We start from the raw sequence: 24,546 nt of genomic DNA, 5'->3' as shown, positions 1-24,546 counted from the left end.
TCACTGATCGTGCTTCAGGTACTGGTGGAAACCTTGGTCGGCGTAGGCCGCCAGCGGCAGGTCGTCGAGCAGCATGGCGGTGTCGACCTCGGCGAGCTCGTCCACGCGCTGCTGTTGCTGCCACTGGTAGATTCCAGCGAGGCCCGCAACCAGCGCGATGGTCGGCCACAGCAGGCCGAACCGGCGCAGGAACGCTGCGGCGCGTTGCAGCGGCGAGGCGCCGCTTTCCATCTCGAACGACGCCGAACCGCCACCGGGCAGCGCCAGGGCGGGCGCATGGACCGTCCGCGGGGCTTCCGCTTTCTTGTGCGCAAGCGCCGTGCGGCGCGCCGCTGCGAGGCGGTCGCGCACATCGGGCGGCAACTGCCCGGCCGACTCGTTCAGAGCGGTGCGGACGGCGTGCACAAAACGGCGTTCTCGGAGTTCTGCCTTGTTCATAGTCGGATACCTCGCGCCCGCAGCGCCTGGGCCAGGGCGTGTGTTGCCCGCGAGCAGTGCGTCTTTACGCTGCCCTCGGAACAGCCCATTGCCAGGGCCGTCTCGGCAACATCCATGTCTTCCCAGTAACGCATCAGAAAGGCTTCCCGTTGACGTGTGGGGAGCTTCTCGATTTCGCGCTCCAGGATCTCGAGCACCTGCGCACGTTCCACCTTGTCGGCGCTGGACTCCGCCGCTGTGGAGCCGGCTTCGCTTTCGATGAGTTCGAGCGGGTCGGTGTCGTCGCCCTCGGCATCGGAGCGGAAGCTCGAGAACAGGCTCACCCAGGTGTTGCGCACCTTGCTGCGACGGAACCAGTCATGGATCGTGTTCTGCAGGATGCGCTGGAACAGCAGCGGAAGCTCGGCTCCGGGCTTGTCGCCGTATTTCTCGGCCAGCTTGATCATGGCGTCCTGCACGATGTCGAGCGCGGCATCGTCGTCGCGCACCGCAAAGACCGCCTGCTTGAAGGCGCGTTTTTCGACGCTTAGGAGGAAGGCCGACAGTTCCTGTTCAGAGGCCATACAACGGCGAGTGCGAATCCTGTGGGGCAGCCGGGGCGAAATTCACACTGTCATATGTGATCCTAGCGCCGCGTGGCAGCGACGGCCAAGGCCGTCAAAAATGTTGCGATGCTAGCAAAAATGCGGGTCGGCGGACACCCCGAGTGTCTGGGCGGGCGGCCCGACGTGGCGAATCTTGGCGCTGCTGGACCGCCATGCGGCATTCCAGTATCATCCCCGGTTCACAATATCTGTGGTTTGTCTCATCTGGCTGCCCATCAGGCGGTCCATCCATGCAGACGCGCAACCGCTCAAACCCGCGCCACAAGCCCGGTAGAGAGCATCCGAACAATTTTTTGCCGAAAATTGCAAAGGACTGAAATGAATATGCCAAGCGCGGAATTTTCCCACGCCAATAGCGGTTCATCTGCCGACATGATGGGGGCTGACATCCTCGTCAATGCGCTCGCGGCAGAGGGCGTCGAGTTCGTCTGGGGTTACCCCGGCGGCGCGGTGCTCTACATCTACGACGCGTTCTACAAGCAGAACAAGATCGAACACATCCTGGTGCGCCATGAACAGGCGGCAGTCCATGCGGCTGACGGCTATGCGCGCGCCACGGGCAAGGTCGGTGTCGCCCTCGTGACGTCCGGCCCCGGCGTGACGAACGCCGTGACCGGCATCGCCACCGCCTACCTGGATTCGATCCCGATGGTGATCATCACCGGTAACGTGCCGACGCACGCCATCGGCCAGGATGCCTTCCAGGAGTGCGACACCGTCGGCATCACGCGCCCGATCGTCAAGCACAACTTCCTGGTCAAGGACGTGCGCAATCTCGCCTCGACCATCAAGAAGGCGTTCTACATCGCCTCGACCGGCCGCCCGGGCCCGGTGGTGGTGGACATCCCCAAGGATGTCTCGCGCGAACTGTGCAGGTACGAGTACCCGAAGACCATCGAGATGCGCTCGTACAACCCCGTCAACAAGGGGCACTCGGGGCAGATTCGCAAGGCAGTAAGCCTGCTGCTGCAGGCCGAACGTCCGTACATCTATTCGGGCGGCGGCGTGGTGCTGGCCGAGGCCAGCGAAGAGCTGCGCCAGCTGGCCGCACTCACGGGCTACCCCGTCACGAACACGCTGATGGGCCTGGGCGCATTCCCCGGCACCAGCAAGCAGTTCGTGGGCATGCTCGGCATGCATGGGACGTACGAAGCCAACATGGCCATGCAGAACTGCGACGTGCTGATCGCCATCGGCGCGCGGTTTGACGACCGCGTGATCGGCAGCCCGGCACACTTCTCGTCGCAGCCGCGCAAAATCATCCACATCGACATCGATCCGTCGTCCATTTCCAAGCGGGTGAAGGTCGACATCCCCATCGTCGGCAACGTCAAGGACGTGCTGCAGGAGATGATCGCCCAGATCCAGTCGGGCGAAGCCAAGCCGAACAAGGCGGCGCTCGCGAAGTGGTGGGAGCAGATCGAACAGTGGCGCAGCGTCGACTGCCTGAAGTACGACCGCACCTCCCAGATCATCAAGCCGCAATACGTGGTCGAGAAGATCTGGGAACTGACCAACGGCGACGCCTTCATCTGCTCCGATGTGGGTCAGCACCAGATGTGGGCCGCGCAGTTCTACAAGTTCAACGAGCCGCGCCGCTGGATCAACTCCGGCGGTCTGGGCACGATGGGTGTCGGCCTGCCGTACGCGATGGGTATCAAGAAGGCGTTCCCGGACAAGGAAGTCGTCACCATCACGGGTGAGGGCTCGATCCAGATGTGCATCCAGGAACTGTCGACCTGCCTGCAGTACGACACGCCCGTGAAGATCTGCTCGCTCAACAACGGTTACCTCGGCATGGTCCGCCAGTGGCAGGAAATCGAGTACGACAACCGCTACTCGCATTCCTACATGCAGGCGCTGCCCGACTTCGTGAAGCTGGCCGAATCGTATGGCCACGTCGGCATGCGCATCGAGAAGACGTCTGACGTCGAGCCCGCACTGCGCGAGGCTTTCCGACTCAAGGATCGGACCGTGTTCCTCGACTTCCAGACCGACCCGACCGAAAACGTCTGGCCGATGGTCCAGGCAGGCAAGGGCATCTCCGAAATGCTGCTCGGCGCGGAGGACCTGTAATGCGTCACATCATTTCCGTCCTGCTGGAAAACGAACCGGGCGCGTTGTCGCGCGTGGTGGGCCTGTTCTCGGCGCGTGGCTACAACATCGAGACGCTGACGGTCGCCCCGACCGAAGACGCCTCGCTGTCGCGCATGACCATCGTCACGACCGGTTCGGACGACATCATCGAGCAGATCACCAAGCACCTGAACCGCCTGGTGGAAGTCGTCAAGGTCGTCGACCTGACCGAAGGTGCGCACATCGAGCGCGAGCTGATGCTCGTGAAGGTGCGCGCCGTCGGCAAGGAACGCGAGGAGATGAAACGCACCGCGGACATCTTCCGCGGCCGCATCATCGACGTGACCGAGAAGACCTACACGATCGAGCTGACCGGCAACGGCAGCAAGCTCGACGCGTTTCTCGATGCCATCGATCGCACTGCCATTCTCGAGACCGTTCGCACAGGCGGCTCGGGCATCGGCCGCGGCGAGCGCATTCTGAAGGTTTGAACCGGCGCGTGCACCAGCGTGCAGCTGCGGCCGGACCCCATCGATATCGAAGTATCTGAAAATTAGGACATCAACATGAAAGTGTTTTACGACAAGGACGCCGACCTCTCCCTGATCAAGGGCAAGAACGTCACCATCGTTGGCTATGGCTCGCAAGGCCACGCCCACGCCCTGAACCTGAACGACTCGGGCGTGAAGGTGACGGTCGGCCTGCGCAAGAACGGCGCGTCGTGGAACAAGGCCGTCAACGCCGGCCTGCAGGTCAAGGAAGTGGCCGAGGCGGTGAAGGAAGCCGACGTTGTCATGATCCTGCTGCCGGACGAGCAGATCGCCGATGTGTACAAGAACGAAGTGCACAACAACATCAAGCAGGGCGCCGCACTGGCATTCGCGCACGGCTTCAACGTGCACTATGGTGCCGTGATTCCGCGTGCCGACCTGGACGTCATCATGATCGCCCCGAAGGCGCCGGGTCACACCGTGCGCGGTACGTACACGCAAGGTGGCGGCGTGCCGCACCTGATCGCCGTGCACCAGGACAAGTCGGGCACCGCGCGTGACATCGCCCTGTCGTACGCCACCGCCAACGGCGGCGGCCGCGCCGGCATCATCGAGACGAACTTCCGAGAAGAAACCGAAACCGACCTGTTCGGCGAGCAAGCCGTGCTGTGCGGCGGTACCGTCGAACTGATCAAGGCTGGTTTCGAGACGCTGGTCGAAGCGGGTTACGCTCCGGAAATGGCTTACTTCGAGTGCCTGCATGAGCTGAAGCTGATCGTCGACCTGATCTATGAAGGCGGCATCGCCAACATGAACTACTCGATCTCGAACAACGCCGAATACGGCGAGTACGTCACCGGCCCGCGCGTGGTGACGGAAGAGACCAAGAAGGCCATGAAGCAATGCCTGAAGGACATCCAGACCGGCGAATACGCCAAGAGCTTCCTGCTGGAGTACAAGGCCGGCCAGCCGACGCTGATCTCGCGCCGCCGCCTGACCGAAGAGCACCAGATCGAGCAAGTTGGCGCCAAGCTGCGTGCGATGATGCCGTGGATCGCCAAGAACAAGCTGGTCGACCAGTCGAAGAACTGATCGGACGCATCTTGTGCGAGAAAGCCAGCCTTCGGGCTGGCTTTTTTTTATGCTGATTCCAGGACGCCAGATACTGTTTCAAGTGCTGGCGCGGCCCCGTGTCGGCTAGAATGCCGCATTTCCTTCAAGACGCTGTCGAGGTCTGAGTTGAACAACACGTATCCGCATCCCATCATCGCCCGTGAGGGCTGGCCGTACCTGGGCGCGATCTTCGTCGTCTCGCTCATCGTGCAGATGGCCGCCGGCTTTGGCTGGGCGTGGCCGTTCTGGGTGCTGACGCTGTTCGTGCTGCAGTTTTTCCGCGATCCGGCGCGCCCCGTGCCAACGCAGGCCAACGCGATTCTCTCGCCGGCGGACGGCCGCATCGTTGCCGTCGAACAGGTGCGCGACCCGTACGCCGATCGCGATGCGCTGAAGATCAGCGTGTTCATGAACGTGTTCAACGTCCACTCCAACCGCGCGCCGGTCGATGGCACGGTGCAGCAGGTGCAGTACTTCCCCGGCAAGTTCGTCAACGCAGACCTGGACAAGGCGTCGCTCGAAAACGAGCGCAACGCCATCGTGCTGCGCCGCGGCGACGGCCAGCTCGTCACGTCCGTGCAGGTGGCCGGCCTCATTGCGCGGCGCATCCTTTGCTACACCAGGGTTGGAGAGACGCTCGCGCGCGGGCAGCGCTACGGTTTCATCCGCTTTGGCTCGCGCGTCGACGTGTATCTGCCGCTCACTGCCCGGCCGCGCGTGACGATCGGCGAGAAGGTGTCCGCCACCCTCACGGTGCTCGCCGAGCTGGACTGACCGGAGGCCGCCATGCCCGCGTTCAACCGCCGCAAGAAGCGCTTCACCGCCGGCAACGTGACGCACCTGCGTCCGCTGCGACACAACCAGCCGCGCTCGGATGACGACGATCTCGAAATCGTGCGCCCGCGCCGCCGCGGCATCTATCTGCTGCCCAACGCGTTTACGACGGCTGCGCTGTTCGCCGGCTTCTTCGCCATTGTGCAGGCGATGAACCTGAACTTCGAGACGGCTGCCATCGCCATCTTCGCGGCGATGGTGCTCGATGGCATGGACGGCCGCGTCGCGCGCATCACCAACACGCAAAGTGCATTCGGCGAGCAATACGATTCGCTGTCGGACATGGTGTCGTTTGGCGTGGCGCCGGCGCTGGTCATGTACGAATGGATCCTGCGGGATCTGGGCAAGTGGGGCTGGCTCGCCGCGTTCGTGTATTGCGCGGGGGCCGCCCTGCGCCTGGCACGCTTCAACACCAACATTGGCGCGGTCGACAAACGCTTCTTCCAGGGTATGCCAAGCCCCGCTGCGGCAGCCCTGATCGCCGGTTTCGTCTGGCTGGCCATCGACAACAAGCTGCCCGTCAAGGAGCTCTGGATGCCGTGGGTAGCATTCGGGCTGACGCTGTACGCAGGGCTGTCGATGGTGTCGAACGCGCCGTTCTACAGCGGCAAGGCGCTCGACGTGCGGCATCGCGTGCCGTTCGGTGTGATGGTGCTGGTGCTCGTGCTCTTCGTCGTGGTGTCCAGCGACCCGCCGGTCGCGTTGTTCGGGCTCTTCGTGGGCTACGCGGTGTCAGGCTACCTGCTCTGGGGCTGGCGCACGTTGCACGGGCAACAGGGCAGTCCGCGCCTGCCGAAACAGGTTTCCGACGATGTGCACGAGTGATCCGTGCGTGACGTTTTTGTGCGCTTGCGTCAATTTTTGAATTCGTCTATAGTCGTTCGCATGCTTTCGCGCCCGATTTCCATTCTGATTACGCTAGTCTCGATTGGTGGCCTACTAGGTCATCAGGTCGGGACACGCGCATAGGAAATCGCAAGACGAGGCAAGCAAAACCGCCAAGTTTTCGCGAACCAGGATTCAACAGCGCCCCGGCCTGCAACCATGCATGCCGGGGCGTTTTGCATTCTGCGCCGCAAAAAACGATCCGAGACACCATCAAGACCGACGCCAAAAACGTCACCCCCACCAAGGAGCCGCCATGAGCGACAAACTCATCATTTTCGACACCACCTTGCGCGACGGCGAGCAGTCCCCGGGTGCGTCGATGACCAAGGAAGAGAAGATCCGCATCGCCAAGCAGCTCGAGCGGCTCAAGGTGGACGTGATCGAAGCCGGCTTCGCAGCCAGCTCGAATGGTGACTTTGAGGCGATCCGCGCGATTGCGCAGTCGGTCAAGGATTCGCGGATTTGCTCGTTGGCCCGTGCGAATGATCGCGACATTTCCCGCGCTGCCGAGGCGCTCAAGCCGGCGGGGCAGTTCCGCATCCACACGTTCATCGCCACGTCGGCGCTGCATATGGAGAAGAAGTTGCGCATGACGCCGGACCAGGTGTACGAGCAAGCGCGTCTGGCGGTGCGCTTCGCGCGCCAGTTCACGGACGACATCGAGTTCTCGCCCGAAGACGGCAGCCGCTCCGACATGGACTTCCTCTGCCGCGTGCTGGAAGGCGTGATCGCCGAGGGCGCGACCACCATCAACCTGCCCGACACAGTGGGCTATGCGGTGCCGGAGGGCTACGCCGGGCTGATCCGCTCGGTGCGCGAACGCATTCCGAATTCGGACAAGGCGATCTGGTCGGTGCATTGCCACAACGATCTCGGCATGGCGGTCGCCAATTCGCTGGCGGCCGTCAAGCTTGGGGGCGCACGCCAGATCGAATGCACGATCAACGGCCTGGGCGAGCGCGCCGGCAACACGAGCCTCGAAGAGATCGTGATGGCGGTCAAGACGCGCCGGGACTACTTCAACCTCGATGTCGGCGTCGATACCACGCAGATCGTGCCGGCCTCCAAGCTGGTTTCGCAGATCACCGGTTTTGTCGTGCAGCCGAACAAGGCCGTGGTGGGCGCCAATGCCTTCGCTCACGCGTCGGGCATTCACCAGGACGGCGTGCTCAAGGCGCGCGACACCTACGAAATCATGCGCGCCGAAGACGTGGGCTGGACGGCCAACAAGATCGTCCTCGGCAAGCTCTCGGGCCGCAACGCATTCAAGCAGCGCCTGCAGGAACTCGGCATCGAGCTGGATTCGGAAGCCGAACTGAACGCCGCATTCCAGCGCTTCAAGGAACTGGCGGACCAGAAGGCCGAGATCTTCGACGAGGACATCGTCGCCATCGTCTCCAATGAAGCGCAGCACAGCGAGGGCGAGTACTTCCGCTTCGTGTCGCTGTCGCAGCGCTCGGAAACCGGTGAGCGCCCGCACGCGCGCATCGTCTTCGTGGCCGACGGCAAGGAAGTGACCGGTGAAGCCGAGGGCAACGGCCCCGTCGATGCCACGCTCAACGCCATCGAAAGCCGGGTCGCCAGCGGCGCGGAGCAGCTTCTGTATTCGGTCAACGCCATCACGACGGGCACGCAGGCTCAGGGCGAGGTGACGGTGCGTCTGTCCAAGTCCGGCCGCATCGTCAACGGCGTGGGCACCGACCCGGACATCGTCGCGGCGTCGGCCAAGGCCTATCTGGCCGCCCTGAACAAGCTGCAGGACAAGAGCAGCGAGAAGCTCAATCCGCAGATCTGAGCGCCGGCCTCAACGCACACCCCAGGAGCGACTCGACCTACACGATCACAACAGAGCGCGCACCCGGTTACCCGCCGGGCCGCGAAGCGGGTGCGGCGGCACCGGACACGCCAAGAGCGTGATTGCCGTGCCGGCCGCCTTTGAGAGCGATGTCCGTGCCATCCACGACGCCGCCGACCCGAACATCCACGCCAGGTGATGCGCCTTGCGTGGATGTTGCCGTTGCGACGAACCGTCCTCTGTTGACCAGCGGCTGCGCGTGCCTTGTGTTGGCGTGCGCAGCCGCTTTACCATCCGCGCTTCACGGAGGTTTGACATGGTGTTTCGTTGGTTCGTGACCGCGCTGGCGGCTGTGGGGATGTGCGGGGCCGCAGCGGCCCAGCCTGAAGCTGGGCCCATTCGGTTGGCCTTGATCGAGGGGCTGTCAGGACCGTTCGCCAATGCGGGTGAGGCGGTGGACCGCAATCTGCGCATTGCCATCGAAGGCGTGAACGCGCGCGGCGGCGTGAAGCTGCCGGATGGGCGTCATCCGCTTGCGCTGGTGCGTTTCGACAGCAAGAACACGGTCGATGAGTCGCTGCTGCAATTGCAGGCGGCCACCGATGCCGGCATCCGGTTCGTCCTGCAGGGCAACAGTTCATCGGCCGCGGCGGCCTTGTCGACGTCCATTTCGCGCTACAACGAGCGACATCCGGACGCGCGCGTGCTGTTCCTGAACTATGCGGCCGTCGACCCCGCGCTCACCAACGAGGCGTGCAGCTTCTGGCATTTCCGTTTCGATGCGTCGGCCGACATGCGCATGCACGCACTCACCGAAGTGATCCGCACCGACAAGGCCGTCAAGAAGGCCTACCTGATCGGCCAGGACTACACGTTCGGGCGCCAGGTCGCGCAGCTGGCGCGTCAGCAGTTGGCCGAAAAGCGCCCCGACGTGGCCATCGTCGGCGAGGTACTGCACCCGATCGGCAAGGTGAAGGATTTTGCGCCATACGTGGCGCGCATCGCGGCGTCCGGCGCCGATACGGTCATCACCGGCAACTGGGGGAATGATTTGACGCTGCTCGTCAAGGCGGCGCGGGATGCGGGGCTCAAGGCCCGGTTCTTCACGTTCTACGGCAACTCGCTCGGCGCGCCGGCGGCCATGGGCGAGGCAGGGGTCGGCCGCGTGGTGGCCGTGGCGGAATGGCATCCGAACCTGGGTGGCGTGAAGTCGGATGCGTTCTACAAGACCTTCCGTGCGCGCTATCCAGCACCCGCAGACGACTACCCGCTGCTGCGCGATCAGATGATGATCGACATGCTCGCGGCCGCCATCGAGCGCGCCGGCACAACGGAGGCAACAGCCGTGGCGCGTGCACTGGAAGGCGCTTCCCTTGACACCGGCTTCCACCGGATCACGCTGCGTGCCGACGACCATCAGGCCATCCAGCCGCTTGTCGTGATGCAGATGGAGCGGGCCGGCACGGGTGCTGCGCCCTTCGATATCGAGGGATCGGGCTACGGCTTCCGTACGCTCAGAGTGATTCCCGCGCCGCAAACCGCCTTGCCGACCACGTGCAAGATGGTGCGCCGTTAAGCGCTCCTGGCGCGGAGTGTCGTTGCGGGCCGGTTCTGCGCTATAATCGCGGTCTTGCCGTCCAGACCGGTCTTGGGATGGATGGCCGGATCATTGTTCAACACGGCACCGGCGGCGGCTAATGAGGCGCTGCAGTGTCCGCAAGTCAAAGGAATCGAAATGTCCGTCGCTGACATCAACAAGCAAGAAATCGTCAAGGATAACGGCCGCAGCGCCAACGACACGGGCAGCCCGGAAGTGCAGGTTGCACTGCTGACCGCCCGCATCAACGAACTGCAGCCGCACTTCAAGGCGCACATGAAGGATCACCACAGCCGTCGCGGCCTGCTCAAGATGGTGAGCCGTCGCCGTCGTCTGCTGGACTACCTCAAGAGCAAGGACGCTGACCGTTACACCGCGCTGGTTGCCAAGCTGGGTCTGCGTAAGTAATGGTGGGTCTCACGCACTGCGCGTGATGAACAAGTGCCTGCGTCAGCATGCTGATGCAGGCATTTTGTTTTTGGCGGCCGCGTTGGCGGCTGCGCCGGGCAACCGGCAATGATGGCGATCGGTGATGAAGCCGGTCGTTGGGACCGGGGGCGGCAGGAAGCGGAATCTTGTGTCATTCCAGCGCGGCATTGGGCGCCAGCGCTGCGCTGGAATGGCATAAACACACTTCTGCAACCGCACCGTCTCCCGGAACGTGTTTGTCGTGGCGAAGCGTCATGAAGCTCGCCGCGAATACTGAACAGGAGATGCTATGACCATGTTCAACAAGGTCGTCAAGGAATTCCAATGGGGCGGCCACAAGGTCCGCATGGAAACGGGTGAGATCGCCCGCCAGGCGAGCGGCGCTGTGCTGCTCGACATGGAAGACACCGTTGTGCTCGCCACCGTGGTGGGCGCCAAGAACGCCAAGCCGGGCCAGGACTTCTTCCCGCTGACGGTCGACTACATCGAGAAGACCTATGCCGCCGGCAAGATCCCGGGCGGCTTCTTCAAGCGTGAAGGCCGTCCGTCGGAAAACGAAACGCTGACCTCGCGCCTGATCGATCGTCCGCTGCGTCCGCTGTTCCCGGAAGGCTTCTACAACGAAGTCCAGGTCGTCGTGCACGTGCTGTCGATGAACCCCGAAGTGCCGGCTGACATCCCTGCGCTGGTGGCGGCTTCGGCTGCGCTGGCCGTGTCGGGTCTGCCGTTCAACGGCCCGGTGGGCGCTGCCCGCGTCGGCTACAAGGATGGCCAGTACCTGCTGAACCCGAACCGCGCGCAACTGGCGCATTCCGAGCTGGATCTGGTTGTGGCCGGTACCGAGCGTGCCGTGCTGATGGTCGAGTCCGAAGCCAACCAGCTGTCGGAAGAGGTCATGCTCGGCGCCGTGGTGTACGGTCATGAGCAGATGCAGATCGCTATCAACGCGATCCACGACCTGGTGCGTGAGGGCGGCAAGCCCGAGTGGGATTGGCAAGCCGCTCCGAAGAACGAAGCGCTGATCGCCAAGGTGTCGGAACTGGGGCTGGCCGATCTTCAGGCCGCTTACCAGCTGCGCCAGAAGCAGGCACGCAGCCAGAAGCTGAAGGAAGTCTACAAGTCGGTGGCAGAGAAGCTGGCCGAAGCCGGCGTGGAAGCCGACGGCGTGGAAGTGGACAACATCCTGTTCGAGCTCGAGTCGAAGATCGTGCGCGGCCAGATCCTCAACGGCGAGCCCCGTATCGACGGGCGCGACACCCGCACGGTGCGCCCGATCGAGATCCGCTCGTCGGTGCTGCCGCGTGCGCACGGCTCGGCGCTGTTCACGCGCGGTGAAACGCAGGCGCTGGTGGTGGCGACGCTCGGCACCAAGAGCGACGAGCAGATCATCGACGCGCTGCAGGGCGAGTACCGCGACCGCTTCATGCTCCACTACAACATGCCGCCGTTCGCCACCGGCGAAACCGGCCGCGTGGGCAGCCCGAAGCGCCGCGAAATCGGCCACGGCCGTCTGGCCAAGCGCGCACTGATCCCGGTGCTGCCGAAGGAAGATGAATTCGCCTACACGATCCGCCTGGTGTCCGAAATCACCGAGTCGAACGGTTCGTCGTCGATGGCGTCGGTGTGCGGCGGCTCGCTCGCGCTGATGGACGCTGGCGTGCCGATCAAGGCGCACGTGGCCGGTGTGGCCATGGGCCTGATCCTCGAAGGTAACAAGTTCGCCGTGCTGACGGACATCCTGGGTGACGAAGATCACCTGGGCGACATGGACTTCAAGGTGGCGGGTACCGATGCCGGTATCACCGCGCTGCAGATGGACATCAAGGTGCAGGGCATCACCAAGGAAATCATGCAGGTCGCGCTGGCGCAAGCCAAGGAAGGCCGTCTGCACATCCTGGGCAAGATGCAGGCTGCCATGGGCGGCGCACGCACCGAGCTGTCGGAGCACGCTCCGCGCATGATCACCGTCAAGATCAACCCGGAGAAGATCCGTGACGTGATCGGCAAGGGCGGCTCGACCATCCAGGCGCTCACCAAGGAAACCGGCTGCACGATCGACATCCAGGAAGACGGCACGATCACCATCGCGTCGACGTCGTCCGAAGGCATGGCCGAAGCCAAGCGCCGTATCGAAGCGATCACGGCCGAAGCCGAAGTGGGCAAGATCTACAACGGCACCGTGCTCAAGCTGCTGGACTTCGGCGCGATCGTGAACATCCTGCCGGGCAAGGATGGCCTGCTGCACATCTCCGAGATCGCCAACGAGCGCGTGAACCAGGTCTCCGACTACGTGAAGGAAGGCCAGGCCGTGCGCGTGAAGCTGCTCAGCACCGACGAGAAGGGCCGCATGCGTCTGTCGATCAAGGCCGCCAAGGCTGAAGAAGGCGACGTGCCCGCCGCTGCCCCGCAGGCGCCGGGCGCTGGCGACGCTGTCTCGCAACAGCAGCAGCAACAGCAGCAGTAAGCGAGCGGTTTTCGCAGCGAAGAACGGCTGGACGATGTCCAGCCGTTTTTTTGTTTACACTGCGTCGCGAGTTCTCCACCTGGGCCTGACCATGAGCCGCCTGTTCGAGCAAAATCGCATCGCCATCGTCTGGGATTTCGACAAGACGCTGATCCCGCGCTACATGCAAGTGCCGCTGTTCGAGCGCTTCAACATCGCCGAGCAGGCCTTCTGGGACGAGGTCGCCGCCGGTTCGAAGGCAATCGAATCGCGGGGCCAGAAGGTCAACCACGAGACGTTCTACCTCAATGTGCTGCTGCGCCATGTGCGCGACGGCCGCATGGGCGGTCTGGATAATGCTACGTTGCGCGAGCTCGGGGCCGACCTCGAGTTCTTCCCGGGCGTGACCGACTTCTTTGAGCGCAGCAAGGCCTGGGTGCGCGAAAACGCGGCGTATCAGGCGTTCGACATCAAGCTTGAGCACTACATCGTCAGTACCGGCCTGACCGAGATGATCAAAGGCTCCCCCATCGCGCCCTACATCGACGGCGTGTGGGGATGCGAATTCCTGGAGGCCCCCGATGCAAGCGGCCGGCCGGTTATCTCGGAGGTGATCTATGCCATCGACAACACCACCAAGACCCGTGCGCTCTTCGAGATCAACAAGGGTGTCAACAAGCACCCCGAGGCCGTCAATGTGAACTCATCGATTGCCGAGGACGAACGCCGCGTGCCGTTCGCCAACATGATCTATGTGGCCGACGGCCCGAGCGACATTCCGGCGTTCTCGGTGGCGCGCAAGGGCGGCGGTCGCACGTATGCGGTCTACAACCCCGAGAGCCCGCGCTCGTTCGAACAGGCCGACAACCTGCGTGCTGATGACCGCGTCGACATGCTGGGCCCGGCCGACTACCGCTCCGGATCACCGACCGAGATGTGGCTCAGATTGCATATCGGCAAGATTGCCGACGCCATCGTCCACGGCAAGCAGGAAATCCTGCGCGAAACCACGCGCGGCATCCCGCAGCACTTTGTCGAGCCCAAGCGCGCTGCGTCATAACCCTCACCGATCCGATTCTCATGAAAGCGATTGAAATTACCGAGTACGGCGCTCCCGAAGTCCTGAAGCTCGGCGAGCGCCCGATGCCTGAGCCCAAGGCGGGTGAAGTGTTGATCCGCGTACGTGCCGCCGGCGTGAACCGTCCCGACGTGTTTCAGCGCACCGGCAACTATCCGGTGCCACCGGGCGCGTCGGACATTCCCGGCTTGGAAGTCGCAGGCGAAATTGTGAGCGGCGATCTTTCACATGCCGACAACCGCTACGGGTTGAAGGCCGGCGATCGGGTTTGCGCGCTGGTGCAGGGCGGCGGGTATGCGGAATTCTGCACCGCGCCCCTGGGCCAGGTGCTGCCGGTGCCGACCGGGCTGTCTGATGTCGAGGCTGCCGCGCTGCCTGAGAACTACTTCACCGTGTGGTCCAACGTCTTTGATCGCGGCCTGCTCGGCAAAGGCGCACACGGTGCCGATGAAACGCTGCTCGTGCAGGGCGGGTCCAGCGGCATCGGCACGACGGCCATCCAGATCGCGTCGGCACTCGGCCATCGCGTGTTCGCCACGGCGGGGAGTGCCGACAAATGCGCCGCCTGCGTGGAGCTCGGTGCCACGCGTGCGATCAACTACAAGACCGAGGATTTCGTCGAGATCGTCAAGGCAGAAACGGGGCGGGGCGCCGACGTCGTGCTCGACATGGTCGGGGGCAGCTACGTTGCACGCGAGATCGCCTGCACGGCCGACGATGGCCGCATCGTGCTGATCGCACTGCTGGGCGGCGCCAAGGCCGAAGTGCCGCTCGCCGACATCCTGCGCCGGCGCATCACGCTGACCGGCTCGACGCTGCGCCCGCGTCCGGTGGCGTTCAAAGCCGCAATCGCCGCCCATCTCTACGAGAAGGTCTGGCCGCTGCTGGCGTCCGGGCGCATCAAGCCGGTGATCCATGAGGTCATGCCGACCGCACAGGCTGCGCAAGCCCATGCGCTGATGGAGTCGAGCGCCCACATCGGCAAGATCATGTTGGTTTGGGACTGACCGCGGGACGCCAAAATTGACCCTGTTTTTGCCGCCACGGTAGAATGCCGGGTTTATTTGACAGTCGACCGGGCAAAAAACGTGAACGCTAGACCGAAGCTGGTGGTGGGTAACTGGAAGCTGCATGGCAGCCTGAACACCAATGCGGCACTGCTCGAGCAGATCAAGGCTGCCGGAAAGACCCGTGCTGCACTGGCGGTCTGCGTGCCGTTCCCTTACCTGGCGCAGTGTCAGGCGCTGCTGGCGGGCTCGGCGGTGGGTCTCGGTGCACAAGACGTATCGACCGAGACGCGCGGAGCGTTCACCGGCGAGGTGGCGGCATCGATGCTGACGGAGTTCGGCTGCGGCTACGTGATCGTCGGCCACTCCGAGCGCCGCACGTATCACGGCGAGACGGACGCACAAGTGGCGACCAAGGCGCTGCGCGCACTCGAGCATGGGATCACCCCGATCGTCTGTGTTGGCGAAACGCTGGCCCAGCGCGAGGCCGGCGAAACCGAGCAGGTGGTGGGCCGCCAGCTGGATGCCGTCCTGGAAGCGCTGTCCGTCGAGCAGCTGGGTCGTATCGTCGTCGCCTACGAGCCCGTGTGGGCGATCGGGACCGGCAAGACGGCCACGAGCGAGCAGGCGCAGGCGGTGCATGCCTTCCTGCGTGCACGTGTTGCGGCCCGGGATGCGGGTGTGGCACAGCGGCTGCCGATTCTGTACGGCGGCAGCGTCAAGCCCGATAACGCGGCAGAGCTGTTTGCGATGGCTGACATCGATGGCGGCCTGATCGGCGGGGCGTCGCTGAAAGCAGAAGATTTCGTGGCGATCGGCCGCGCTTAAACGGCCGTTCGGGCCGTCATGTGAAAGCGCTGACGCTCGCAACATATTATTGAGAGAAATGAAATGGCAATTCTGAAGACTCTGCTGGTCGTGGCGCAAATCCTGAGTGCGCTCGGCGTGATTGGCCTGGTGCTGCTGCAGCACGGCAAGGGCGCCGACGTGGGTGCGGCTTTCGGCTCTGGCGCGTCGGGCAGCCTGTTCGGTGCGACCGGCTCGGCCAACTTCCTGTCGCGCACCACGGCGGTACTGGCAACGGTGTTCTTCGTGGCCACGCTGGCGCTGACGCTGATTGGTACCAACAAGGGCAGCGTGTCGGCGGGTGTGATGGGTTCGGTTGCGCCGGTTGCGCCTGCAGCATCGGCTCCGGCCGCTTCTGCGCCCGCTGCTCCGGCCGCTGCTTCCGCGCCTGCCGTTCCCAAGTAATCTGATGTAACGGAAGGGGGTGTGCCGTCGGCTTTTCGGTGGGCTCCCGAGCATAAGTTTTTTGTTTGTGCATTGAACAAAAGCTGCGCTTTGCGGTAGAATGCAAGGCTTGAAACAACACGGGAAACGGCAACGGCGCCTAGCCTGATCCGGCCTCCTGATCGAGTTTCTTCCCCCAGCCGACGTGGTGAAATTGGTAGACACGCTATCTTGAGGGGGTAGTGGCGAAAGCTGTGCGAGTTCGAGTCTCGCCGTCGGCACCAATCAAATTTCGGGGTCTGTTCAACGGGAGTGTTCCGCGCAGGCCCCTCCGCAAGGCGGCGCGCAGTCAGGCGTCGTGAGGCTGCGGACCCGGCGCCTTTGATGGGGCGACAAGGCGCCGCCTGCGGGCAGTGCTGTTGCAACCATTCAAAAAGGCGGGCGTCCCTTGAACCTCGAAGCCTATTTCCCCGTACTGCTGTTCATCGTTGTCGGCGTTGGCCTTGGCCTGGCGCTGATGACCATCGGCCGTGTCCTCGGTCCGAACAATCCCGATCCTGACAAGCTCTCGCCGTACGAGTGCGGCTTCGAAGCATTCGAAGACGCGCGCATGAAGTTCGACGTGCGCTATTACCTCATCGCCATCCTGTTCATCCTGTTCGATCTGGAGACTGCGTTCCTCTTTCCGTGGGGCGTGGCGCTGCGTGAGATCGGCTGGCCGGGCTTCTTCGCGATGGGCGTGTTTCTTCTCGAGTTTCTCGTGGGCTTCGTCTACATCTGGAAAAAAGGCGCGCTCGATTGGGAGTGATGTGAAATGGCGATCGAAGGCGTACTCAATGAGGGCTTTGTCACGACCACCGCTGACAAGCTGATCAACTGGACCCGTACCGGGTCGCTGTGGCCGATGACGTTCGGCCTGGCCTGCTGTGCCGTGGAAATGATGCACGCCGGTGCGTCGCGTTATGACCTGGACCGCTTTGGCGTGGTGTTCCGCCCGTCGCCGCGTCAGTCCGACGTGATGATCGTGGCAGGCACGCTGTGCAACAAGATGGCGCCGGCCCTGCGCAAGGTGTACGACCAGATGGCCGAGCCGCGCTGGGTCATCTCGATGGGCTCGTGTGCCAATGGCGGGGGGTATTACCACTACTCGTATTCCGTCGTGCGCGGCTGCGATCGTATCGTGCCGGTCGACGTGTATGTGCCGGGCTGTCCGCCGACGGCTGAAGCGCTCATCTACGGCATCATCCAGCTGCAGGCGAAGATCCGCCGCACCAACACCATCGCGCGCAAGGGCTGAGATGACCGACAAGCTAGCCACCCTGAAGGCCGCGCTGGAGAAGGCGCTCGGCAACCGCATTCAGAGCCTGACCGAGGCGGTTGGTGAATTGACTCTCGTGGTCAAGGTTGTCGACTACCTCGACGTCATGCGCACGCTGCGCGACGACGCATCGCTGAAGTTCGAACAACTGATGGATCTGTGCGGCGTCGATTACGCCGACTACGGTGACGGCGCCTGGAACGGCCCGCGCTTTGCCGCCGTATCACACCTGCTGTCGGTGTCGCACAACTGGCGCGTGCGTGTACGCGTGTTTGCGCCCGATGACGATTTCCCCGTCGTTCCGTCGGTGGTCGACATCTGGAACTCCGCCAACTGGTTCGAGCGTGAAGCGTTCGACCTGTACGGTCTGGTGTTCGAAGGCCACCCGGACCTGCGCCGTATCCTGACCGACTATGGCTTCATCGGCCATCCGTTCCGCAAGGACTTCCCTGTGTCGGGCTATGTGGAAATGCGCTACGACCCGGTGCAGCGGCGCGTGGTCTACCAGCCGGTGACCATCGAACCGCGCGAGATTACACCGCGTGTGATCCGCGAGGATCAGTACGGTGGTCTGAAGCACTGAAGGGCGCCCGATCATGGCAGATATCAAGAACTACACTCTGAACTTCGGCCCGCAGCACCCGGCCGCACACGGCGTGCTGCGCCTGGTGCTTGAGCTGGACGGCGAAGTCATTCAACGTGCCGATCCGCACATCGGCCTGCTGCACCGCGCGACCGAAAAGCTCGCCGAACAGAAGACCTGGATCCAGAGCGTGCCGTACATGGACCGGCTCGACTACGTGTCGATGATGGTCAACGAGCACGCGTACGTCATGGCCATCGAGCGCCTGCTCGGCCTCGAGGTGCCGCTGCGCGCGCAGTACATCCGCGTCATGTTCGACGAGATCACGCGGATCATGAACCACCTGATGTGGATCGGTTCGCACGCGCTGGACGTGGGCGCCATGGCGGTGTTCCTCTACGCCTTCCGTGAGCGCGAAGACCTGTTCGACATGTACGAGGCAGTGTCGGGCGCGCGCATGCACGCGGCTTACTATCGTCCGGGCGGCGTGTATCGCGACCTGCCCGACACGATGCCGCAATACAAGGCATCCAAGGTGCGCAACGAGAAGGCGCTGGCCGCCTTGAACGAGGCGCGTTCCGGCTCGCTGCTGGACTTCATCGAAGACTTCACCAACCGCTTCCCGAAGTACGTCGACGAGTACGAAACTCTGCTGACCGACAACCGCATCTGGAAGCAGCGTCTGGTCGGCATTGGCGTGGTCAGCCCGGAGCGTGCGCTCCAGAAAGGGTTCTCCGGCGCGATGCTGCGCGGCTCGGGCATCGAGTGGGATGTGCGCAAGAAGCAGCCGTACGAAGTGTACGACCGCATCGACTTCGACATCCCGGTCGGCGTGAACGGCGATTGCTACGACCGTTACCTGGTGCGCGTGGAAGAAATGCGCCAGAGCAACCGCATCATTCGCCAGTGCATCGAGTGGCTGCGCAAGAATCCCGGCCCGGTGATCACCGACAACCACAAGGTGGCACCGCCGTCGCGCGTGGACATGAAGACCAACATGGAAGAGCTGATTCACCACTTCAAGCTCTTCACCGAAGGTATCCATGTGCCCGAAGGCGAAGCCTATGCGGCGGTCGAGCACCCGAAGGGCGAATTCGGTATCTACGTGATCTCGGACGGTGCCAACAAGCCGTATCGCCTGAAGATTCGTGCCCCCGGCTTTGCGCATCTGGCCGCGCTCGACGAGATGGCGAAGGGCCACATGATCGCCGACGCCGTGACGATCATCGGGACGCAAGACATCGTGTTTGGCGAGATCGACCGCTGAACCCGCAAGAAAGAACGGTTTGACGCGCAGGCAAGCGCGGCTGTGAAACGAGGACGCACGCCGGGGCCGACAGAAGCAACAGGCCCCGCGTCCCGCACCAATCGCAACGAAAATGCTATCAGCAGAAGCTCTCAAGGAAATCGACCGGGCGGTCGCGAAGTATCCCGCCGACCAGAAGCAGTCCGCCGTGATGGCGGCGCTGGCGGTCGCGCAGAGCGAAAAAGGCTGGGTATCGCCCGAAGTCATGCAGTTCGTGGCCGAGTACCTCGAAATGCCGCCGGTGTGGGTCGAGGAAGTGGCGACGTTCTACAACATGTACGACACGAAGCCGGTGGGCCGCTTCAAACTGACCGTGTGCACCAACCTGCCGTGCGCGCTGTCCGGTGGCGAGCGTGCTGCGGAATACCTGAAGAAGAAGCTGGGCATCGGCTTCAACGAGACCACGCCCGACGGCAACTTCACGCTGAAGGAAGGCGAGTGCATGGGCGCGTGCGGCGATGCACCGGTCATGACCGTCAACAACACCCACATGTGCAGCTTCATGAGCAACGAGAAGCTGGACGCACTGATCGCCGACCTCCAGGCGAAGGCGTCCGCCAACGGAGCAGGCAAGTAAATGACCTCCCTGCACGATCGACACATCCAGCCGCTGATTCTCGCCGGCCTGAACGGCGACAACTGGCACCTCGAAGACTACGTCAAGCGTGGTGGCTATCAGCAGCTCAAGCGCATCCTCACCGAGAAGGTCTCGCCCGAGCAGGTCATTGCCGACGTGAAGGCGTCGGGCCTGCGTGGCCGCGGCGGTGCGGGCTTCCCCACGGGCCTGAAGTGGAGCTTCATGCCGCGTCAGTTCCCGGGGCAGAAGTATCTCGTCTGCAATTCGGACGAGGGCGAGCCGGGTACGTTCAAGGATCGCGACATCCTGCGCTACAACCCGCATGCGCTGATTGAAGGCATGGCCATCGGCGGTTATGCGATGGGCATCACCGTGGGCTACAACTACATCCACGGCGAGATCTGGGAAGTCTACAAGCGCTTCGAAGAGGCGCTGGAAGAAGCGCGCGCCGCTGGCTTCCTGGGCGACAACATCCTCGGCTCGGGTTTCAGCTTCCAGCTGCATGCTCACCATGGCTATGGCGCGTACATCTGTGGCGAAGAAACCGCGCTGCTCGAGTCGCTGGAAGGCAAGAAAGGCCAGCCGCGCTTCAAGCCGCCGTTCCCGGCGAGCTTCGGCCTGTACGGCAAGCCGACGACGATCAACAACACCGAAACCTTTGCCGCAGTGCCGTTCCTCCTGGCGATCGGCCCGGACAACTACCTGAAGATGGGCAAGCCCAACAACGGCGGCTCGAAGATCTTCTCGGTGTCCGGCGACGTTGAACGCCCGGGCAACTACGAAATTCCCCTCGGCACGCCGTTCCCCAAGTTGCTTGAATTGGCCGGCGGCATGCGCGGCGGCAAGAAGCTCAAGGCCGTCATCCCGGGTGGGTCGTCGGCGCCGGTCGTGCCGGCCGACCTGATGATGGCCTCGGACATGGACTATGACTCGATTGCCAAGGCCGGGTCGATGCTGGGTTCGGGCGCGGTCATTGTGATGGACGAAACACGCTGCATGGTGAAGTCGCTGCTGCGCCTGTCGTACTTCTATTACGAAGAATCGTGCGGCCAGTGCACGCCTTGCCGCGAAGGTACGGGCTGGCTGTACCGCGTGGTCGATCGCATCGAGCACGGCAAGGGTCGCCAGGAAGACCTGGACCTGCTGAACAGCGTGGCCGAAAACATCATGGGCCGGACCATCTGCGCGCTCGGCGATGCCGCTGCGATGCCGGTCCGCGGCATGCTCAAGCACTACTGGGATGAGTTCGCGTATCACGTCGAACACAAGCAGTGCATGGTGCCCACCTACATTTAAGCGTGGCAGAACATGGTTGAAATCGAAATCGATGGCAAGAAGGTCGAGGTTGCCGAAGGCAGCCTGGTGATGGAGGCGGCTCGCCAGGCGGGCACCTACATTCCTCACTTCTGCTATCACCGCAAGCTATCGGTCGCGGCCAACTGCCGGATGTGTCTGGTCGAGGTCGAGAAGGCGCCCAAGGCACTGCCGGCCTGCGCCACGCCGGTGACGGCGGGCATGAAGGTCTTCACCAACTCCGAGAAGGCGGTGAAGGCGCAGAAGTCCGTGATGGAGTTCCTGCTGATCAACCACCCGCTGGATTGCCCGATCTGCGATCAGGGCGGCGAGTGCCAGCTGCAGGATCTGGCCGTCGGGTACGGCAAGTCCGAATCGCGCTACAAGGAAGAGAAGCGCGTGGTGTTCCACAAGAACGTGGGCCCACTGATCTCCATGGAAGAGATGACGCGCTGCATTCACTGCACGCGTTGCGTCCGCTTCGGCCAGGAAGTCGCTGGCGTGATGGAGCTCGGCATGCTCAACCGCGGTGAGCATTCGGAAATCACGACATTCGTTGGCCAGACGGTCGACTCCGAACTGTCGGGCAATATGATCGACCTGTGCCCGGTCGGTGCGCTGACCAGTAAGCCGTTCCGCTACTCGGCCCGCACGTGGGAGCTGGCACGCCGCAAGTCGGTGTCGCCCCACGATGGCCTGGGCGCCAACGTGATCGTCCAAACCAAGAACCAGCGTGTGATGCGCGTGCTGCCGCTGGACAACGAGGCGATCAACGAATGCTGGCTGTCCGACAAGGACCGCTTCGCCTACGAAGGCCTGAACAGCGACGACCGCCTGACCCAGCCGATGCTCAAGCAAGGCGGTCAGTGGAAGGCCGTCGACTGGACCACAGCGCTGGAATACGTCGCCAACGGTCTGAACAGCATCAAGCGCGACCACGGTGCCGAGCAGATCGGCGCGCTCGCCAGCCCGCACAGCACGCTGGAAGAGCTGTTCCTGCTTCAGAAGCTGGTGCGTGGCATCGGCAGCGACAACGTCGACTTCCGCCTGCGCCAGTCCGATTTCTCGGTCAAGCCGACCGGCGCACCGTGGCTGGGCATGCCGATCGCCGACGTTTCGCTGCTGCAGCGTGCGCTGATCGTGGGTTCGTTCCTGCGCAAGGATCATCCGCTGCTGGCCGCGCGTCTGCGCCAGGCCGGCAAGAAGGGCGCGCAGTTGAGCGTGATCGGTGCCGGTGGTGAAGATCTGCTGATGCCGGCTACGCAACTGCTGGGCGCGCCGTCGCAGTGGCTTGCGTTGCTGTCGCAAGTCGCGGTGGCCGTGGCGGCTGCCAACAACGTGGCCCGTCCGGGCGGCACCGACGGCATCGAAGCCGGTGACGTTGCCAAGCGCATTGCCGCGAGCCTCGCTTCGGGCGAGCGCAAGGCCGTGTTCCTCGGCAATGCTGCGGTGGCGCATCCGCAATTCTCGCGACTGCACGCGCTGGCCCAATGGGTTGCGCAGCAGACCGGTGCCACGCTGGGCTTCCTGACCGAAGCAGCCAACACCGTGGGCGGCTACATTGCCGGCGCACTGCCGCAAGGCAACGGCCTCGACGCCGCGGCCATGCTCGCGCAACCGCTTCGCGCCTATGTGCTGCTGGGCGCAGAGCTGGAGTTCGACTCCGCCAATCCGGCACAAGCGCGTGCGGCGCTGGACCAAGCTGATACCGTGGTCGTGCTGTCGCCGTTTGCATCGCGTGCCGCGCTCGAATACGCAGACGTACTGCTGCCGACGGCACCGTTCACAGAAACCTCGGGCACCTTTGTCAACTGTGAAGGCCTGCCGCAGAGCTTCAACGGCGTGGTCCGCAGCCTGGGCGATTCGCGTCCGGCGTGGAAGGTCCTTCGTGTGCTGGGCAACCTGCTGAACGTTTCGGGCTTCGAGTACGACAGCTCCGAAGCAGTGCGTGACGAAGTGCTCGCCACGCCGGCCGCCGATCGTCTGTCCAACGCAACCACGGCGCAGACCACGGCTCCGGCAGTCACCAACGCCGGCATTGAGCGCCTGGCCGACGTGCCGATTTACCACGCCGATCCGATCGTTCGCCGCGCGGGTTCGCTGCAACTGACGGCCGCCGCACGTGCTGCAGTGCGTGCCAGCCTGCCGGCCGATCTGTACGCGCAACTTGGTCTCTCCAATGGCGATGCCGTGCGCGTGACGCAAGGGCAGGCCAGCGTGGTGCTGCCGGCCGTGCTGGACAAATCGCTGGCCTCTGGCGTGATCCGTGTGCCTGCCGCCACCGAAGCCTCGGCTCAACTGGGCGCGATGTTCGGCGCGGTAAGCGTTGAGAAGGTTGAATCGTCCGCGCTGGCGGCTACGGTGTAAGGGTCAACATGATCGAGTCGATTACTTCTTTCGGTACCGCCACCTTTGGTGGCTGGTGGCCGCTGATCTGGACGCTGGTCCGCGCGGTCTGCATCGTCGTGCCGCTGCTGCTCTGTGTGGCGTACCTGATCCTCTGGGAGCGCAAGCTCATCGGCTGGATGCACGTGCGCCTGGGTCCGAACCGGGTGGGCCCGATGGGCCTCCTGCAGCCGATTGCCGACGTGCTGAAGCTGCTGCTCAAGGAAGTCATGGTGCCGAGCGCGGTCAGCCGAGGCATGTACATCATTGCGCCGCTGATGGTGCTGATGCCCGCGGTGGCGATCTGGGCGGTGGTGCCGTTCCAGGCGGAAGCCGTGGTATCGAACATCAACGCGGGCCTGCTGTACGTGATGGCAATCAGTTCGGTGGGCGTGTACGGTGTGATCCTGGCGGGTTGGGCCTCCAACTCGAAGTACGCATTCCTGGGTGCGATGCGTGCGTCCGCTCAGATGATCTCGTACGAAATCGCCATGGGCTTCGCGCTGGTGACGGTGCTGATGGTGACGGGCAGCCTGAACCTCTCGGACATCGTCAACTCGCAGAACCGCGGCTTCTTTGCAGACCACGGCGTCAACATCCTGTCGTGGAACTGGCTGCCGCTGCTGCCGATGTTCGGCGTGTACTTCATCTCCGGCGTGGCCGAAACCAACCGCCATCCGTTCGATGTGGTCGAAGGCGAGTCTGAAATCGTGGCCGGCCACATGATCGAGTACTCCGGTATGGCGTTCGCGCTGTTCTTCCTGGCTGAGTACATCAACATGATCGTCATCTCGGCGATGACGGCAACGATGTTCCTGGGGGGCTGGGCTCCGCCCATCGACGCGCCGGTGTTCAACTGGATCCCGGGCTTCTTCTGGCTGCTGATCAAGGTCTTCCTGCTGCTGTCGGTCTTCATCTGGCTGCGTGCATCGTTCCCGCGCTATCGCTATGACCAGATCATGCGCCTGGGCTGGAAGATCTTCATTCCGCTCACTGTGGGCTGGCTGGTCGTCGTCGCCATCTGGTTGGTGTCGCCGTGGAATATCTGGAAGTAACGGGA

Annotated in this window: 23 protein-coding genes and 1 tRNA gene; 22 read left to right on the top strand and 2 right to left on the bottom strand. The window is 63.4% G+C overall.

Annotation, left to right across the window (positions count from 1 at the left end; translation table 11 throughout):
- Both A6M56_RS18590 and A6M56_RS18585 read right to left on the bottom strand, forming a co-directional pair.
- Positions 1-438, bottom strand: coding sequence for a DUF3619 family protein (locus A6M56_RS18590; RefSeq protein WP_045787227.1), 438 nt, complete (start codon positions 436-438; stop codon positions 1-3).
- Positions 435-1,001, bottom strand: coding sequence for an RNA polymerase sigma factor (locus A6M56_RS18585; RefSeq protein ID WP_045787226.1), 567 nt, complete (start codon positions 999-1,001; stop codon positions 435-437). Before A6M56_RS18585 ends, A6M56_RS18590 begins: the two co-directional genes overlap by 4 nt.
- Before the next feature lie 360 nt (positions 1,002-1,361).
- Here A6M56_RS18585 and A6M56_RS18580 point away from each other — a divergent pair, with 360 nt between their 5' ends.
- The 22 genes from A6M56_RS18580 to nuoH all read left to right on the top strand — a co-directional run bounded on the left by A6M56_RS18580 (position 1,362) and on the right by nuoH (position 24,541).
- Positions 1,362-3,119: an acetolactate synthase 3 catalytic subunit gene (locus A6M56_RS18580; RefSeq protein ID WP_102079940.1), complete on the top strand. Its 1,758-nt coding sequence runs from the start codon at positions 1,362-1,364 to the stop codon at positions 3,117-3,119.
- On the top strand, positions 3,119-3,610 hold the full coding sequence (ilvN, locus tag A6M56_RS18575) for an acetolactate synthase small subunit (protein ID WP_004630835.1): 492 nt from the start codon (positions 3,119-3,121) through the stop codon (positions 3,608-3,610). The genes A6M56_RS18580 and ilvN overlap by 1 nt, the downstream gene beginning before the upstream one ends.
- Before the next feature lie 75 nt (positions 3,611-3,685).
- Entirely contained in the window at positions 3,686-4,702 is a 1,017-nt protein-coding gene (gene ilvC, locus A6M56_RS18570) for a ketol-acid reductoisomerase (RefSeq protein WP_045787224.1), read from the top strand.
- A gap of 147 nt (positions 4,703-4,849) precedes the next feature.
- On the top strand, positions 4,850-5,497 hold the full coding sequence (locus tag A6M56_RS18565) for a phosphatidylserine decarboxylase (protein WP_045787223.1): 648 nt from the start codon (positions 4,850-4,852) through the stop codon (positions 5,495-5,497).
- 12 nt (positions 5,498-5,509) lie between these two features.
- On the top strand, positions 5,510-6,382 hold the full coding sequence (gene pssA / locus A6M56_RS18560; RefSeq protein ID WP_045787222.1) for a CDP-diacylglycerol--serine O-phosphatidyltransferase: 873 nt from the start codon (positions 5,510-5,512) through the stop codon (positions 6,380-6,382).
- A gap of 316 nt (positions 6,383-6,698) precedes the next feature.
- Complete coding sequence (locus tag A6M56_RS18555) at positions 6,699-8,240, top strand: 2-isopropylmalate synthase (protein WP_102079939.1); 1,542 nt, start codon at positions 6,699-6,701, stop codon at positions 8,238-8,240.
- Positions 8,241-8,556: 316 nt separating this feature from the next.
- Complete coding sequence (locus A6M56_RS18550) at positions 8,557-9,816, top strand: branched-chain amino acid ABC transporter substrate-binding protein (RefSeq protein ID WP_102079938.1); 1,260 nt, start codon at positions 8,557-8,559, stop codon at positions 9,814-9,816.
- A 159-nt stretch (positions 9,817-9,975) separates the two neighbouring features.
- A complete protein-coding gene (gene rpsO / locus A6M56_RS18545) occupies positions 9,976-10,245 on the top strand; it encodes a 30S ribosomal protein S15 (protein WP_045787219.1) in 270 nt (89 codons plus the stop codon).
- Positions 10,246-10,555: 310 nt separating this feature from the next.
- Positions 10,556-12,730, top strand: coding sequence for a polyribonucleotide nucleotidyltransferase (gene pnp, locus A6M56_RS18540; protein WP_045787218.1), 2,175 nt, complete (start codon positions 10,556-10,558; stop codon positions 12,728-12,730).
- A gap of 91 nt (positions 12,731-12,821) precedes the next feature.
- The gene (locus A6M56_RS18535; RefSeq protein WP_045787217.1) at positions 12,822-13,769 is read left to right on the top strand and encodes an HAD family hydrolase; all 948 of its coding nucleotides are present in this window, start codon (positions 12,822-12,824) and stop codon (positions 13,767-13,769) included.
- 20 nt (positions 13,770-13,789) lie between these two features.
- A complete protein-coding gene (locus tag A6M56_RS18530) occupies positions 13,790-14,794 on the top strand; it encodes an NAD(P)H-quinone oxidoreductase (RefSeq protein WP_062738372.1) in 1,005 nt (334 codons plus the stop codon).
- An 81-nt stretch (positions 14,795-14,875) separates the two neighbouring features.
- Positions 14,876-15,622, top strand: a complete 747-nt coding sequence (gene tpiA, locus A6M56_RS18525; protein WP_045787215.1) for a triose-phosphate isomerase — start codon at positions 14,876-14,878, stop codon at positions 15,620-15,622.
- 63 nt (positions 15,623-15,685) lie between these two features.
- Complete coding sequence (gene secG / locus A6M56_RS18520; protein WP_045787214.1) at positions 15,686-16,045, top strand: preprotein translocase subunit SecG; 360 nt, start codon at positions 15,686-15,688, stop codon at positions 16,043-16,045.
- 178 nt (positions 16,046-16,223) lie between these two features.
- Positions 16,224-16,308: transfer RNA gene (locus A6M56_RS18515), tRNA-Leu, on the top strand.
- 164 nt (positions 16,309-16,472) lie between these two features.
- Positions 16,473-16,832 (top strand): NADH-quinone oxidoreductase subunit A, encoded by a 360-nt coding sequence (locus tag A6M56_RS18510; RefSeq protein WP_004630810.1) that lies wholly within the window; start codon positions 16,473-16,475, stop codon positions 16,830-16,832.
- 6 nt (positions 16,833-16,838) lie between these two features.
- On the top strand, positions 16,839-17,321 hold the full coding sequence (locus A6M56_RS18505; protein ID WP_003261929.1) for a NuoB/complex I 20 kDa subunit family protein: 483 nt from the start codon (positions 16,839-16,841) through the stop codon (positions 17,319-17,321).
- Between the two features lies 1 nt (position 17,322).
- Positions 17,323-17,925 carry an NADH-quinone oxidoreductase subunit C gene (locus A6M56_RS18500; RefSeq protein ID WP_102079937.1) on the top strand — a complete coding sequence of 201 codons (603 nt, stop codon included), beginning with the start codon at positions 17,323-17,325 and terminating at the stop codon, positions 17,923-17,925.
- A 13-nt stretch (positions 17,926-17,938) separates the two neighbouring features.
- Positions 17,939-19,192 (top strand): NADH-quinone oxidoreductase subunit D, encoded by a 1,254-nt coding sequence (locus A6M56_RS18495; RefSeq protein ID WP_045787212.1) that lies wholly within the window; start codon positions 17,939-17,941, stop codon positions 19,190-19,192.
- Positions 19,193-19,304: 112 nt separating this feature from the next.
- The gene (gene nuoE, locus A6M56_RS18490; protein ID WP_102079936.1) at positions 19,305-19,808 is read left to right on the top strand and encodes an NADH-quinone oxidoreductase subunit NuoE; all 504 of its coding nucleotides are present in this window, start codon (positions 19,305-19,307) and stop codon (positions 19,806-19,808) included.
- The gene (nuoF, locus tag A6M56_RS18485) at positions 19,809-21,104 is read left to right on the top strand and encodes an NADH-quinone oxidoreductase subunit NuoF (protein ID WP_045787210.1); all 1,296 of its coding nucleotides are present in this window, start codon (positions 19,809-19,811) and stop codon (positions 21,102-21,104) included.
- Between the two features lie 12 nt (positions 21,105-21,116).
- Entirely contained in the window at positions 21,117-23,468 is a 2,352-nt protein-coding gene (gene nuoG / locus A6M56_RS18480) for an NADH-quinone oxidoreductase subunit NuoG (protein ID WP_045787209.1), read from the top strand.
- 8 nt (positions 23,469-23,476) lie between these two features.
- The gene (nuoH, locus tag A6M56_RS18475) at positions 23,477-24,541 is read left to right on the top strand and encodes an NADH-quinone oxidoreductase subunit NuoH (protein WP_045787208.1); all 1,065 of its coding nucleotides are present in this window, start codon (positions 23,477-23,479) and stop codon (positions 24,539-24,541) included.
- The last annotated feature ends 5 nt before the right edge of the window (positions 24,542-24,546 follow it).

This window comes from Ralstonia sp. RL, assembly GCF_001683835.1.
GTDB lineage: Bacteria > Pseudomonadota > Gammaproteobacteria > Burkholderiales > Burkholderiaceae > Ralstonia > Ralstonia mannitolilytica.
Note: the sequence above shows the minus strand (reverse complement) of the source record. Positions and strands in the feature narration are given on the sequence as shown.